Here is a 14,015-nt window from a genome sequence, read left to right as displayed (position 1 = left end):
GGAGAAAGTCGCAAGCACGGCCCGTCAGGGTGTCGTGAAGTCTGCGATGAGCGTTGCGATGCGCGCCGGTTGGTCGTGATGGAGCATGTGGCCGGCCTCGTCGACGGTCGCGATGCGAACGTTCGGGACGGCCTTCAGCCGCTCTTGATATTCGGCCCGCGTGTAGCGGTGCTTGCGCCAGTGTGCGAGGCTGCTTTCGGCTGCCTCGACCACCAGCACAGGCGCCTCGATGCGCGCATAGAGCGCCAGCGCTTCCTCGACGCGGTACACATTGGCATTGACCACCTTGTGTGCCGGATGCCCGAGGATCGACCAGCGCTCCGTGCCGTCGGCCTGCCGTGTCGGCGCCGCCCAGTGTCTCGCCAGCCAGCCGGCCTTGTCGGGCGCGAGACGCGGATTGGTCTTCATGAGGCGGCGGGCCACGCCGTCGACATCGGCATAGCTCTGCAGCGCCATTTCGCCGCGCTCCAGCCGCTTGAGTTCGTCGATCCATTGCGCGTAGCGTTCGGGCGCTTCGGTTGCCGGCGTCGCGGCCATTCCGAAGCCTTCGAGGTTGACGAGGCGGCCCACGCGCCCGGGCCGGACGCCTGCGTACTGCATCGCGATGTTGCCGCCCATGCTGTGGCCGACGAGATCGACGGCGGTCTCGCCGGCGAACCGGTCGAGCAGCCAGTCGAGGTCGGCAAGGTAGTCGGGCATCCAGAAGCAGTCGACGGCGCCGCATTCGGTGAGCCCGAATCCGCGCCAGTCCGGTGCAATGATGAAGCGGTCCTGCGCCATGGCGTCGACGACGAACTGCCAAGAGGCGCCGACATCCATCCAGCCGTGGAGCAATATCAGCGGCGGGCGCTCGGCCGAAGGTTCGCCCCAGAGGCGGACGTGATAGCTGAGTTGGCGTACGGAAACGAACTCGCTGCGGGAAAGGCGTCTTGGGACGTACATGCAGCCGATCATAAGAACGGTAAAGTTCCGGCACACATCGCCGCATTCCGTCCGTTCCAAACGGCTTCATCCGTCTTCGAGAGATTCACCATGCAACGCATCCGACTGGGGCAGAGCGATCTGCACGTCACTCCGATCTGTCTCGGCACCATGACCTTCGGCGAGCAGGTCGATGAGCCCACGGCGCACGCCATCCTCGACCGCTCGCTCGAACGCGGCATCGACTTCATCGACACCGCCGAGATGTACGCCGTGCCCGCGCGCGAAGCGACGTTCGGCGCGACCGAAACGATCATCGGCCGCTGGTTCGCGAAGAATCCTGCGGCACGGCAGAAGCTGACGCTGGCCACCAAGGTCGCCGGCCCGTCGCGCGGCATGCCGTGGATCCGCTCCGGCACCGGCATGACGGCCGCCGACATCGTCGCCTCATGCGATGCCAGCCTGAAGCGCCTGCAGACCGACGTCATCGATCTCTATCAGATCCACTGGCCCGAGCGCCATGTGCCAGCCTTCGGCACGATCTACTACGACCCGGCCAAGGAAACGTCCGCCACGCCGATTCACGAGCAGCTCGATGCACTGCAGGGTCTGGTCAAGGCAGGGAAGGTGCGCTACATCGGTCTGTCGAACGAGTCCTCCTACGGAGTCCACGAATTCGTGCGACTTGCGGAGCAGCACGACCTTCCGCGCGTCGCGACCGTGCAGAACGTGTACTGCCTCATCTCCCGCGCGCTTGAGAACGGGCTGGACGAGACGATGCATCGCCTGGACGTGTCGCTCCTGGCCTATTCGCCGCTGGCGTTCGGGCTGCTCACCGGCAAGTACGACGCGAGCGGCATCGATGGCCCCGATGCACCCAGGGGCGCGCGCATCGCGAGCTACGAATCGGTACGGAAGCAACGTTGGGGTCGCCCGGATGCGCTCAGGGCCGCGCGCCGCTACAACTCGCTTGCGCAAGCCAACGGCCTCACGCCGACTCAGCTGGCGCTGGCCTTCTGCTACACCAAGTGGCAGGTTGCCAGCACCATCATCGGCGTCACGTCGGTGGCACAGCTGGACGAAGACATCGACGCGCTCGACATCACGCTGTCGCCCGAAGTGCTGGCCGAGATCGATGCCATCCGTTGGGACATCCGAGACCCGGCGGCCTGAAGAATCAATGGCGAAGAAGCCGAAGAACCAGGTGCATGTCAGCGAGACGCCGGCCACGCAGATGCTGCGGGCGAACGGCGTCGCCTTCACCGAACATCCCTACGAATATCTTGCGCACGGCGGGGCGCAGCACAGTGCCGCCGTGCTCGGATTCGATCCGTTCACGGTGGTGAAGACGCTGGTCATGCAGGACCAGGATGCCCGGCCGCTGCTGGTGCTGATGCACGGCAACCGGACCGTGTCGACCAAGAGCCTGGCGCGACAGATCGATGCCAAGTCGGTCGAACCCTGCAAGCCCGAAGTCGCGCAGCGGCACAGCGGCTACATGGTGGGAGGCACTTCGCCATTCGGTACGCGGCGCGCGATGCCGGTGTATGTCGAATCGACCGTCCTCGCGCTGCCGACGATCTTTCTCAACGGGGGACGCCGCGGCTATCTGGTGGGCATCGTTCCGCAGGTACTGATCGAATTGCTGGGCGCCCGGCCGGTGGAGTGCGCGCTGTCGGAACCGTCAAAATAGGCCGCGCCAGATTTCCGGAGACAAATACTTGAGCTTTCATCTTCCCTCGTTCATCGCGATCGTTCTGTCCTACCTGCTCGGCTCGCTGTCGTTCGCCGTCATCGTGAGCCGATCGCTCGGCATGGCCGATCCACGCAGCTACGGCAGCGGCAATCCTGGCGCCACCAATGTGCTGCGGTCGGGCAACAAGGGCGCTGCGCTTGCCACGTTGTTGCTGGACGCGCTCAAGGGCTGGATCCCGGTTTTTGCGATCCGCATGGCCGGCCCCGATCTCGGCATGGGTGCAGGCACCGCGGCGCTTGCCGGACTGGCCGCCTTCCTGGGCCACCTCTACCCGGTGTTTTTCGGCTTCAAGGGCGGCAAGGGTGTGGCGACCGCGGGAGGTGTGCTTTTCGGCGTCGACTGGCTGCTTGGCCTGGCGACCGGCACGACCTGGGCCATCGTCGCCTTCTTCTTCCGCTATTCGTCCCTCGCTTCGCTCGCTGCTGCCTTCTTCGCACCGGCGTTCTACGTCATCGGCAGCAAGATCGCCTGGCCATTCGATCGCACGGTACTGATCGCGTTGATCGCGATGAGCCTGCTACTGGCCTGGCGCCACCGGGAAAACATCCGTCGCCTGCTCGCCGGAAGCGAGTCGCGGCTCGGTTCCAAGAAATGATTTCGAAAACTAAACCGAGGAAAACCCATGAGTGAACTGAAGCGCTTCCACGTCGGTCCGCGTCTGAGCGAAATGGCCGTGCATAACGGCACAGTCTATCTCGCGGGGCAGGTGCCCGACGACACCACGCTGGACATGGCCGGCCAGACCGCGCAGGTGCTGGCGATGATCGACAAACTCCTGGCCGAGGCCGGCAGCGACAAGACGTGCATCCTCATGACGCAGATCTTCCTGACCGACATCAAGGACATCGTCGTGATGAACGAAGTGTGGGACGCCTGGATTCCCGCCGGCCATACGCCACCGCGGGCCACGGTGCAGGCTTCGCTGGCCAACGGCGCCTACAAGATCGAAGTCGTGGTGACGGCGGCGCAACGCTGAAGTCGCTTCCGTGAACGCAGTTCAGTAGCGTTTTTCGAGCACCATCTGATCGCTGTCGCGGCGCATCGAAAAGCGGCCGATGAAGCTATTGCCCAGCAGCACATACGGCATCGATTGCGGCGATACGACCGCATCGACGCCGGAGACATCGACATCGCCGACCCGCACCGAATCCAGCCGCACGCGGTAGCCGGACACGACGCCGTTCGCGGTACTGATCTGCACCGGCGTGCCGTTCTTGTAGACCAGGCCGATGCGTTCGGCATCTGCAGCGGAGATCGCAACCGACGTGGCACCGGTATCGAGCATGAACGTGACGGTACGGCCGTTGATCGAGCCTTGCGTCATGAAATGACCGCCGCTGCTCGCAGGCAACACGATGCGCGTGTTGCCACTGTTCGTCACCGGCTTGCCGACGCTGACCGGAGTGTCCATGCGCAGGGTGACGCGCTGGTTGCCGGCTTCGACCACTGCCGTACCGTCCTGCAACGAGAGCAGCCGGACGTTCTGGATGCGTTCGCCGACGGCCAGCGTTCTTGGTGCACCGCCGTCGATCACCAGGATCGCGCGGCTGCCGATGGTGCCGGTGAGCGTGACCGATTCTGCATTCGCCAGCGAGGCGAATGCGCCGATTGCAAGCATGAGGAAACCGGCCCGGACGCGTTGCCCCGTTACGGGAGCTTTCGGATCAGTCACGGAAGTTGTCGAAGCTCAAAGGCATGTCGGGCACGTCTTTCTTGATCAGCGCCATCGCGGCCTGAAGATCGTCGCGCTTGGCGCCGGTCACCCGGACCGCATCGCCCTGGATGGCCGCCTGCACCTTGATCTTGCTGTCCTTGATCAGGCGCTGGATCTTCTTGGAGGTTTCGGTCTCGATGCCGCTCTTGATCTTAATGACCTGCTTGACCTTGTCGCCGCCGATCTTCTGCACGTCGCCCTTGTCGAGAAAACGCACATCGACGCTGCGCTTTGTGAGCTTGGCTCGGAGGATATCCTCGACCTGCACGAGCTGGAACTCGGCGTCGCCGATCATCGTGATTTCCTTGTCCTTGAGCTCGACGGCGGCCGACGTGCCCTTGAAATCGAAGCGAGTGCCGATTTCCTTGGCAGTGTTTTCGACGGCATTCTTGACTTCGGGGAGATTGGGTTCGCAGACGGTGTCGAATGACGGCATGAAGGCTCCTGATTGCGCAGCTGCGGCGCGAGTGAATGCGACAATTCTCCCATGATCGTGGAGTCCAACACACCGCTGCAGCCCTACAACAGCTTCGGCATCGTCGCGCGCGCGCAGCATCTCGTACGCATTGCCTCGGAGGCCGACCTGGCCGAACTGCGGGCCGATGCGAAGTGGAGTGACGTACCGAAATTCGTCCTGGGCGGGGGTAGCAATATCGTGCTGACCGGCGACGTGAAGCCGCTCGTCCTCAAGATCGAAATCATGGGTCGGCGTCTGGTCGAGGAAACGCCGCGTGCCTGGATCGTCGAAGCCGGCGCTGGCGAAAACTGGCATGAGACTGTGCGCTGGACCGTCGAGAACGGTTTTCCGGGGTTGGAGAATCTGGCGATGATTCCCGGTACCGTCGGCGGTTCGCCGGTGCAGAACATCGGCGCCTACGGCGTCGAACTGCAGGACCGTTTCGATTCGCTCGATGCGGTCGATCTGGAAACAGGGCAGGCCTTCACCCTGGACGCAGCGCAGTGCGCCTTCGGTTACCGCGATTCGGTCTTCAAGCATGTCGCGAGCGGTACGGACACGTCGCGCGGGTTCGGTCTGGCCGGTCGCGCGGTCATCACCCGGGTGCGTTTCCGGCTGCCGAAGCCGTGGAAGGCCGTGGTGGGGTATTTCGATCTCGAACGCAAGATGGAAGAGGCCGGAAATTTCACGCCCGACGCGATGGATGTCTTCAACTGGGTCTGCGAAGTGCGGCGTGCCAAGCTGCCCGACTGGCGCGTGCTCGGCAACGCCGGCAGCTTCTTCAAGAACCCGACCGTCACGACGGAGCAGTGCGCAGACATCATCGCGCGAGATCCGAAGATCGTGCACTACCCGATGGCCGATGGCAGCATCAAGCTGGCGGCGGGATGGCTGATCGACGCTTGCGGCTGGAAGGGGAAGTCGGTCGGGAATGCCGGTGTTTATGAGCGGCAAGCGCTGGTGCTGGTGAACCGCGGCGGCACTGAAAATCCCGTGACGGGCGGCGAGGTGATGACGCTGGCCAAGGCGATCCAGACCAGTGTGTACGAGCGCTTCGGCATCCGCCTGGAGCCCGAACCTATCGTTGTTTGACTGTTTGATCTTGGAGCGATCTTGCGCCTCGCCTGGATCTAAAACGACCACCCGAGCTATTGCAATGGTTAGTTGCCGTGAGAGGTAGTGTTACAAAGACTGAGCAAAAAGTTACCGGCGACTTTCGGAGTGATCCGATTTGAGTTATTTGCCTTCCGCATAAAACTCCAGACATCGCGACCCGGTAAATTTATCAGTCGATCTGTAACCCCAAGCACGGAATATCATATGTTCGCTACTTCACCAGTCTATTCAATCAACCGGTCAACTGAGCCAAAGTCGTCCGGAGACTTGAAAAACGCAGCAGCCCGAAAACTGTTTACGCGAGCGGCGAGCAATATCGATTCGGTTGGCGCTGTGCGGCCAGCATCAGTGAAAGCGCCGTCGAAAGACAACAACATCGCCGCGAATATGATCAATCCGCATTGGGGTCAAGCTTTCGAGATGCATTTCGATCGGCCAGGCGATAACGAAAACAAAGTACTACCGTTCTGGATTCCAGCTCGCCTGTATAGCGAAAAACAGGATTACCCGCCTCAAGCATTTCCACGTAACAATCCACCAGGGACATCTATATCCACAGCCAATGGACGTCTTGAGCCGGCATTGGTTGCGGGTAACGGTGCGCAGCAGTCAGTGATTTTAAAAAACTCGGATGCATTTGATGCTGAGAATTCCTATGTTCGCATTACGTTCACGAACGGCGTGTTCAATCCGGAATTAAGCGAGAACACCACCGGAGTCGCGCTTAGTCGCGAGTCGTTGAATATGATTCTTAGCCGTGCGCATCTGGCGCTACAAGCAGAATCCATAAACATCCGGTCGAAAATAGGTCAGGCCTATATGGTGATTTAACACGCGAAGGGTCGTCTTATGGGATGCGAGCGCACGATCCAAACCAATTGATCAGCGGTCTCAGAGAGGTAAATACTTTACTTCTTGGACTCATTCGACAATTGAGGAAGCGAAGCACCGCCGCCATGTGCAAGCAGGCCGCTCTTGGTGTAGATCGCCAGCTTGTCGCGGGTATCGACGATGTCGAGATTGCGCATGGTGAGCTGACCGATGCGGTCGGCGGGGGAGAAGGGGGCGTCTTCGACCTTTTCCATGCTCAGTCGCTCGGGCTTGTAGGTGAGGTTCGATGAGACGGTGTTCAAGATTGAATAGTCATTGCCGCGACGCAGCTCGACGGTGACTTCGCCTGTCACCGCGCGTGCGACCCAGCGCTGGGCGGCTTCGCGCAGCATGATGGCTTGCGGGTCGAACCAGCGCCCTTGATAGAGGAGCCGGCCGAGCTTGCGGCCGCTGTCGCGGTACTGCTCGATCGTGTCTTCGTTGTGGATGCCGGTGACGAGGCGTTCGTAGGCAATGAAGAGCAGTGCCAGACCGGGTGCTTCGTAGATGCCGCGGCTCTTGGCTTCGATGATTCGGTTCTCGATCTGGTCGCTCATGCCCAGGCCGTGGCGACCGCCGATGCGGTTGGCTTCGAGGATCAGTTCGACCAGGTCGGGGTACTCGGTGCCGTTCAGGGCGACCGGGCGACCTTCTTCGAAGCGCACGGTGACTTCTTCGCGCTTGACGACGACTTCGTCTTTCCAGAACGCGACGCCCATGATCGGGTTCACGATCTTCATGCTGGTGCCGAGGTCTTCGAGGTCCTTGGCTTCGTGCGTCGCGCCGAGCATGTTCGAGTCGGTCGAATAAGCCTTCTCGGACGACATCTTGTAGCCGAAGCCGGCGGCGGTCATGAAAGCCGACATTTCGGCGCGGCCGCCGAGTTCGTCGATGAACAGCTGGTCGAGCCACGGCTTGTAGATCTTCAGCGCAGGGTTGGTGAGCAGGCCGTAGCGGTAGAAGCGCTCGATGTCGTTGCCCTTGAAGGTGCTGCCGTCGCCCCAGATGTTGACGTCGTCTTCCTTCATGGCCGATACCAGCATCGTGCCGGTCACTGCGCGGCCAAGCGGTGTGGTGTTGAAGTAGGTGACGCCGCCGGTCGTGACGTGGAAAGCGCCGGCTTGCAGTGCTGCAAGACCTTCGGAAGCCAGCTGACTGCGGCAATCGATCAGCCGGGCCAGTTCGGCGCCATACTGCATCGCCTTGCGCGGAATCTCTTCGTAATCCGGTTCGTCGGGCTGACCGAGATTTGCGGTGTAGGCGTAGGGAATCGCGCCCTTGTTGCGCATCCAGTGGAGCGCGGCGCTGGTGTCGAGACCGCCGGAAAAGGCGATGCCGACCTTCTGGCCGGCGGGAACGTGTTGCAGGATGGTCGACATGCGAGAGAACTCCGGTTCAGCCGAAATGGCAAATGTAGCTATAGGGCTCGCCGGACACGCGGATCTGGAAGCTCGAATCGCCCGGGACGCTGAACTTCTCGCCCACACCCGAGGCGACCCACTTTTCACTGCCGCCGAGCATGTACTCGCAGCTGCCGCCGGCACCTTCCATGACTTCCGGCGCGCCAGTGTTGAAGGTGAGGGTCGACGGGAGAATCACGCCAACCGACTTCCTGGTGCCGTCGGCGAGCGTGAGGTTGTGGCTGACGCACTTGCCGTCGAAATAGACATTGGCCTTGGTGACCACCGCAGTGCAGGCGAGTGTTTCGTTGATCGTCGTCATGTGAAAACGTCCGCTGCGACGGAACTCTCTGGCGAGAGCGGCACCGTTCGCCACGGTGCGTCCGTGTGAAAAGGTAGAAGAATGAGAAAAATTCTACCTTCAGCGCCAGCCGCGATGCCCGCCGCCGCCCCAGCCGCGCGAGTAACCCAGGTTCAAGGACACGCCGACCGGCGGGTAATACGGGGCATATCCGTAACCGTAGCCATAACCCGGCTGAACGTAGACCGGTGCCGGATAGACCGGCGCCGCGTAAGCCGGTGCCGCGTAATAGACGGGGGCCGGCGCACGCCGTGCCGTCGATACGACGACCCCTTGCTCCGGCACGACCTGTTCCCATGCCGGCCGACCGTCGGCCGATTCCGAAGGGGCGAGGTCGGACTGCGGTGTTACCGGCATGGTTGCCACGCCATAAGCGCTCACGTCGACCGGAACCGTCGCGCCGGGGAAGCTGGCGGTTCGCGTCGTGTACTGGCGACCGTTGTATTCGTAGGTTACGTTGTAACCACTACCGCTCGCGTCGCGGACCGGGTTGGCAGCGACGACGCGTGCCTGCACCTGGCTACCCTGGCTGTTCTGAGCAAGGGCGCTGCCGCCGACCGTAGCGGCTACTACGGCCACGAGGGAAAAAGCGGCGGTGGTCATGGATGTCATCTTGCGCATAAGGAACTCCTCAAAAGCGGGTCCGAAAAGCGGAAGGACCCCGAAAGACGTTGGGCGAAACAGATTTGACGCCTTTTTGTTCGCCGGGTTCCGGCATTTACCGTGCGGAAACACCGCGTTCCGATGCCCAATGCACCGCATCGAAGCCCGTCGTGACGGTATCTGCGCCATTCCAATCGACCACCGGACGCTTTATCAGGCTCGGGTTGGCGATCAGTACCGTTCGAGCGCTTGCTGCATCGGTAACCGAAGCGCGGGCAGCGTCATCCAGCTTTCGCCAGGTGGTACCGCGACGGTTGACCAGCGCCTCCCAGCCGGGTGAAGCCAACCAGCGGTCGAGCTCGGCCTCGGGTACGCCTTCTTTCTTGAAGTCGTGGAATCGGTAGGCGATGCCGTGTTCGTCCAGCCAGGCGCGCGCCCGCTTGACCGTGTCGCAGTTCGGTATGCCGTAAAGGGTTGTCGTCATGCGGCGATCATGCCGGCCCGGCAGGTCGGCGACAATCCCGGCCTCCATGAAAACCCTTGCCGACTGGCTCGCCTACGCCGAGCAACTGCATGCCAAGACCATCGAACTCGGCCTGGAGCGCGTGCGCACCGTGGCCGACGCGCTGGGCCTGGCCTTCGAATGCCCCGTGATCACCGTCGCCGGCACCAACGGCAAGGGCTCGACCTGCGCCATGCTGGAGTCGATCCTGACGCATGCGGGTTACCGAACCGCCGTCTACACGTCGCCGCATCTGGTGCACTTCGAAGAGCGGCTGCGTCTCGCCGGCGAAGCGGTTGCGGCGGATGCGCTGCTGCCGCACTTCGAAGCCGTCGAAGCCGCACGCGGCGACATTTCACTCACGTACTTCGAGTTCACCACGCTGGCGATCCTGCGTTGCGCGGCCGCGTCGAGACCCGAGGTCGCGATTCTGGAAGTCGGCCTCGGCGGACGGCTGGATGCGGTCAACATCGTCGACGCCGACTGCGCCGTCATCACCAGCATCGACCTCGATCACATGGATTTCCTCGGCAGCGACCGGGAAAGCATCGGCTTCGAGAAGGCCGGCGTCATGCGAGCCGGCCGCCCGGCCGTCGTGAGCGATCCGGTGCCGCCGCAAAGCGTGATCGACCATGCGCAGAAGATCGGCGCCGATCTGTGGCGTTTCGGTTACGACTTCAATGTGTCCGGCGACAAGCAGCAGTGGGGCTGGAGCGGGCGAGGGCGGCGCTACAGCGGGCTGGCCTATCCGGCGTTGCGCGGCGCCAATCAGCTGATCAACGCAGCCGGCGTGCTCGCGGCGCTGGAGGCGATCAGGCCGATCCTGCCGATCACGGCGCAAGCGGTGCGCACCGGGCTGGCAATGGTCGAGTTGCCGGGGCGCTTCCAGATCGTTCCCGGCGAACCGACGCTGGTACTGGACGTCGCACATAACCCGCACGCCGTGGCTGCACTGGCGGAGAATCTCGACGCCATGGGTTTCTATCCGACGACGCATGCCGTGTTCGGTGTGATGGCGGACAAGGACCTGAAGCCGATCCTGGCGCGCATCGGTCCGGTGATCGATCGCTGGTATTTCACCGATCTGCCGACACCGCGCGCGGCTGCGGCTTCCGATGTCATGGCCTGCTGGGAGTCGCAGAACACCCGCAAGGATGCGACCGGAAGCGTCTGTGCTTCGCCCATGGAAGCTCTGGAAGCCGCCATCGCCGCGGCGGACCCGGCTGATAGAATCGTCGTCTTCGGATCGTTCTTCACAGTGGGTGGCGTGCTCCAACACGGAACCCCCCGCATGCAGGCCAAGCACCTCCTGCCCGGCGCCTGATCAGCCTGTTCGTACGGCGCTTTTTTTCTCGCACGCTGCCTCACACTGCACTCATCAGGGATCGAATTCATGGCGTTTTTCAAGTTCCGCTCCAGCGGCCCCAAGGCCGGCGAAGGGCGCAACGCCAACCTGTCGACGGCACCGGCCGAAAGCGTCGATGCGATGCGCCGGCGCGCGCGGCATCGCCTGCTTGGCGCCGCCATCCTCGTGCTGCTCGGCGTCATCGGTTTTCCGCTCTTGTTCGATACCCAGCCACGTCCTGTGGCGGTCGACATTCCGATCGAGATTCCCGACCGGAACAAGGTCGCGCCGCTGGCCATCACGCCTCCGGCGCAGTCGAACGCGCCCGGTGCGAGCGGGCGCGTGGCGCAGTCGCCTGCGACACCGTCGCCTACCGGCAACGGCGCCATCGTCAACAGCGGCGGTGTCATCACCGAGTCGCAGGACGGCACCGAATTTCCTTCCGATCGGCCTGTCACCACCACGCAGCCGGACACTCGTGTCGCACCTGCGCCGCGTCCCGAGACGCGTGCAGCGGTCAAGCCCGAAGTCAAGCCAAAGCCCGATTCGAAACCCGAGCCGGCGAAGATTGCCGCAGCCAAGTCGCCCACGGCGGGCGACGGCGCGCGCGCGCGTGCGCTGCTCGACGGAAAAGTCGCCTCCGCAACGCCGGCCGCTGCCCCGGCTGTTCCAGCTGCGAACGCTGCAAACGCTGCGGCAATCACCGGCGATGCCGGCCGATTCGTGATTCAGGTCGGTGCGTTCGCCGACGATGCCAAGGCGCGCGAAGTTCGCCAGAAGCTCGAAAAGGCGGGCCTGAAGACCTACACCAATGTCGCGAAGACAGCCGAAGGCGATCGCACGCGTGTGCGTGTCGGTCCGTTCGCATCCCGTGCCGAAGCCGACCGTGCCGCCGGGAAGGTCAAGGGCCTGTCGCTGCCTGCATCCGTCCTGAGTTTGTAGCCATGGCGCGCTGAAGTGGCCCTGTTCGACTGGTTGGCCGTTGCGCTGATCGTGATCTCGACGTTGTACGGCCTGATGCGCGGACTGGTGTTCGAGGTGATTTCGCTGACTGGCTGGGTCGCCGCTTTCCTTTGCGCGCAGTGGTTTGCCGGCAGTGTCGCGACTTGGTTGCCTTTCGGCGAAGTCGATGCGGCCTGGCGCTATCCGCTGGCTTTCGTGCTGGTGTTCGTGGCGGTCGCGTTCGGCGTCGGTCTGGTGGCTTCGATCACGCGAAAGCTCGTGACAGTCGTGGGGCTCGGCCCGGTCGACCGGATGCTGGGAGGGATGTTCGGCGCGGCCCGCGGTGCCGTGGCGCTGTTGACCATCGCCGTCGTGGTTCATTTGTTGGCGTTGAGCGACAGTGCCTGGTGGCACGAATCGCAAGGCGCCGTGGTTCTGGATGCGGCATTGCAGGGTCTGAAGCCCGCTTTGCCAGAGAAGTTGGCAAGCTACCTGCCCTGAGAGGATCTTTTCATGTGTGGAATCGTCGGTGTCGTCAGTCAAGCACCCGTCAATCAACTGCTCTACGACGCCTTGCTGCTGCTGCAGCACCGCGGTCAGGATGCCGCCGGCATCGTGACGCTGCTGGAACGCAAGTTCTTCATGCAGAAGGCCAAGGGCATGGTGCGCGACGTGTTCCGTACGCGCAACATGCGTGCGCTGCCCGGCGATGTCGGACTCGGTCAGGTGCGCTACCCGACGGCCGGCAACGCGTACAGCGAAGAAGAGGCGCAGCCTTTCTATGTCAACGCACCGTTCGGCATCGTGCTGGTGCACAACGGCAATCTCACCAATGCGCATGCGTTGCGGGCCGAGCTGTTTTCCACCGACCACCGCCACACCAACACCGAGAGCGATTCCGAAGTGCTGCTCAACGTGCTCGCGCACGAGATCGAGCGTTCGACGCGCGGCGGCAACTTCAATTCGACGACGCTGTTCGCCGCCGTGCGCAACGTGCATCGCCGACTGCGCGGCTCGTATGCGGTGGTGGCGCTCATCGCCGGCCACGGCTTGCTGGCCTTTCGCGATCCGTACGGCATCCGTCCGTTGGCCATGGGCCGAGGCGCTGACGGCACCGTCATGGTCGCCAGCGAATCGGTCGCGCTCGAAGGTTCGGGCCACGTGTTCGAACGCAATATCGATCCCGGCGAAGCGGTGTTCATCGATCTGCAGGGCCAGGTCAACGCCGAGCAGTGCGCCGATGCCCCGACGCTCAATCCGTGCATCTTCGAATTCGTCTATCTGGCGCGTCCCGATTCGGTGCTCGACGGCATTTCCGTCTATCAAGCGCGCCTGAACCTCGGCGAGACGCTGGCCAAGCGCGTGGTCTCGACCGTGCCGCCGAGCGAGATCGACGTGATCATCCCTATCCCCGAATCGAGCCGCCCGAGCGCGACGCAACTCGCGCATCTGCTGGGCATTCCTTACCGCGAAGGTTTCGTGAAGAACCGCTACGTTGGCCGCACCTTCATCATGCCGGGGCAGGGCGTTCGCAAGAAGTCGGTACGCCAGAAGCTGAACGTGATCGCCAGCGAATTCAAGGGCCGCAACGTGCTGCTGGTCGACGACTCGATCGTGCGCGGCACTACCAGCCGCGAGATCGTGCAGATGGCCCGCGACGCCGGTGCGCGCAAGGTCTACCTCGCCAGCGCCGCGCCGCCGGTTCGTTACCCGAACGTCTACGGCATCGACATGCCGACCAAGGACGAACTGGTCGCGCACGACCGCACGGTCGAGGAGATCCGTCAGGTCATCGGCTGCGATGCGCTGATCTATCAGGACGTCGATGCGATGAAGCGCGCGATCGGTTCGCTCAACCCGAAGTTGAACGGCTTCGATGCTTCGTGCTTCGACGGCATCTACGTCACTGGCGACATCGACACCGCAGCCATCACGCGCATGAACGGCAACCGTCCGCGTATCGAGGAGACCGAGGAAGACTCGTCGCGCCTCGCATTGCCCAATCCATCCGTCTGATCCACCGACCAT

17 protein-coding genes are annotated in these 14,015 nt (G+C 63.0%); 10 read left to right on the top strand and 7 right to left on the bottom strand.

Translation table 11 applies throughout. The features are described from left to right. Positions 1 to 24: 24 nt before the first annotated feature. Complete coding sequence (locus ACSFA3_RS06205; RefSeq protein WP_435504496.1) at positions 25 to 942, bottom strand: alpha/beta fold hydrolase; 918 nt, start codon at positions 940 to 942, stop codon at positions 25 to 27. Positions 943 to 1,032: 90 nt separating this feature from the next. Between ACSFA3_RS06205 and ACSFA3_RS06200 the strand changes: the two genes are divergently transcribed. From ACSFA3_RS06200 to ACSFA3_RS06185, 4 genes are read left to right on the top strand one after another with little or no spacing between them, the layout of a single operon-like run. Continuing rightward, positions 1,033 to 2,094, top strand: coding sequence for an aldo/keto reductase (locus tag ACSFA3_RS06200; RefSeq protein ID WP_435504495.1), 1,062 nt, complete (start codon positions 1,033 to 1,035; stop codon positions 2,092 to 2,094). Positions 2,095 to 2,101: 7 nt separating this feature from the next. Further along, entirely contained in the window at positions 2,102 to 2,614 is a 513-nt protein-coding gene (locus ACSFA3_RS06195; RefSeq protein WP_435504494.1) for an aminoacyl-tRNA deacylase, read from the top strand. 28 nt (positions 2,615 to 2,642) lie between these two features. Continuing rightward, positions 2,643 to 3,272, top strand: coding sequence for a glycerol-3-phosphate 1-O-acyltransferase PlsY (plsY, locus tag ACSFA3_RS06190; RefSeq protein ID WP_435504493.1), 630 nt, complete (start codon positions 2,643 to 2,645; stop codon positions 3,270 to 3,272). Between the two features lie 27 nt (positions 3,273 to 3,299). Then, positions 3,300 to 3,653, top strand: a complete 354-nt coding sequence (locus ACSFA3_RS06185) for a RidA family protein (protein ID WP_435504492.1) — start codon at positions 3,300 to 3,302, stop codon at positions 3,651 to 3,653. 21 nt (positions 3,654 to 3,674) lie between these two features. On the opposite strand, the gene ACSFA3_RS06180 is transcribed toward ACSFA3_RS06185, so the two are convergent. Together ACSFA3_RS06180 and ACSFA3_RS06175 are read right to left on the bottom strand one after the other, a co-directional pair. After that, positions 3,675 to 4,295 carry a retropepsin-like aspartic protease family protein gene (locus ACSFA3_RS06180; RefSeq protein WP_435504491.1) on the bottom strand — a complete coding sequence of 207 codons (621 nt, stop codon included), beginning with the start codon at positions 4,293 to 4,295 and terminating at the stop codon, positions 3,675 to 3,677. A 46-nt stretch (positions 4,296 to 4,341) separates the two neighbouring features. Beyond that, complete coding sequence (locus ACSFA3_RS06175) at positions 4,342 to 4,827, bottom strand: YajQ family cyclic di-GMP-binding protein (RefSeq protein ID WP_435504490.1); 486 nt, start codon at positions 4,825 to 4,827, stop codon at positions 4,342 to 4,344. A 51-nt stretch (positions 4,828 to 4,878) separates the two neighbouring features. Between ACSFA3_RS06175 and murB the strand changes: the two genes are divergently transcribed. Both murB and ACSFA3_RS06165 read left to right on the top strand, forming a co-directional pair. Further along, complete coding sequence (murB, locus tag ACSFA3_RS06170) at positions 4,879 to 5,940, top strand: UDP-N-acetylmuramate dehydrogenase (protein WP_435504489.1); 1,062 nt, start codon at positions 4,879 to 4,881, stop codon at positions 5,938 to 5,940. A gap of 291 nt (positions 5,941 to 6,231) precedes the next feature. Continuing rightward, complete coding sequence (locus ACSFA3_RS06165; protein WP_435504488.1) at positions 6,232 to 6,795, top strand: hypothetical protein; 564 nt, start codon at positions 6,232 to 6,234, stop codon at positions 6,793 to 6,795. A gap of 77 nt (positions 6,796 to 6,872) precedes the next feature. Here ACSFA3_RS06165 and argG read toward each other — a convergent pair whose 3' ends face one another. The 4 genes from argG to ACSFA3_RS06145 form a co-directional block, all read right to left on the bottom strand. After that, entirely contained in the window at positions 6,873 to 8,213 is a 1,341-nt protein-coding gene (argG, locus tag ACSFA3_RS06160) for an argininosuccinate synthase (RefSeq protein ID WP_435504487.1), read from the bottom strand. A gap of 16 nt (positions 8,214 to 8,229) precedes the next feature. Beyond that, positions 8,230 to 8,556, bottom strand: a complete 327-nt coding sequence (gene ppnP / locus ACSFA3_RS06155; RefSeq protein WP_435504486.1) for a pyrimidine/purine nucleoside phosphorylase — start codon at positions 8,554 to 8,556, stop codon at positions 8,230 to 8,232. A 99-nt stretch (positions 8,557 to 8,655) separates the two neighbouring features. Then, positions 8,656 to 9,216, bottom strand: a complete 561-nt coding sequence (locus tag ACSFA3_RS06150) for a hypothetical protein (protein ID WP_435504485.1) — start codon at positions 9,214 to 9,216, stop codon at positions 8,656 to 8,658. Positions 9,217 to 9,313: 97 nt separating this feature from the next. Then, entirely contained in the window at positions 9,314 to 9,682 is a 369-nt protein-coding gene (locus ACSFA3_RS06145) for an ArsC family reductase (RefSeq protein ID WP_435504484.1), read from the bottom strand. A gap of 46 nt (positions 9,683 to 9,728) precedes the next feature. Here ACSFA3_RS06145 and folC point away from each other — a divergent pair, with 46 nt between their 5' ends. The 4 genes from folC (at position 9,729) to purF (ending at position 14,003) form a co-directional block, all read left to right on the top strand. Beyond that, positions 9,729 to 11,024, top strand: coding sequence for a bifunctional tetrahydrofolate synthase/dihydrofolate synthase (folC, locus tag ACSFA3_RS06140; protein ID WP_435504483.1), 1,296 nt, complete (start codon positions 9,729 to 9,731; stop codon positions 11,022 to 11,024). A 69-nt stretch (positions 11,025 to 11,093) separates the two neighbouring features. Continuing rightward, on the top strand, positions 11,094 to 11,987 hold the full coding sequence (locus ACSFA3_RS06135; protein ID WP_435504482.1) for an SPOR domain-containing protein: 894 nt from the start codon (positions 11,094 to 11,096) through the stop codon (positions 11,985 to 11,987). Positions 11,988 to 12,002: 15 nt separating this feature from the next. After that, the gene (locus ACSFA3_RS06130; RefSeq protein ID WP_435504481.1) at positions 12,003 to 12,488 is read left to right on the top strand and encodes a CvpA family protein; all 486 of its coding nucleotides are present in this window, start codon (positions 12,003 to 12,005) and stop codon (positions 12,486 to 12,488) included. 12 nt (positions 12,489 to 12,500) lie between these two features. Next, the gene (gene purF / locus ACSFA3_RS06125; protein ID WP_435504480.1) at positions 12,501 to 14,003 is read left to right on the top strand and encodes an amidophosphoribosyltransferase; all 1,503 of its coding nucleotides are present in this window, start codon (positions 12,501 to 12,503) and stop codon (positions 14,001 to 14,003) included. Positions 14,004 to 14,015: the final 12 nt, after the last annotated feature.

Origin of the sequence: Variovorax glucosi, assembly GCF_051216695.1 — a bacterium.
Lineage (GTDB): Bacteria > Pseudomonadota > Gammaproteobacteria > Burkholderiales > Burkholderiaceae_C > Variovorax.
This window is presented reverse-complemented; position numbering and strand designations above follow the sequence as displayed.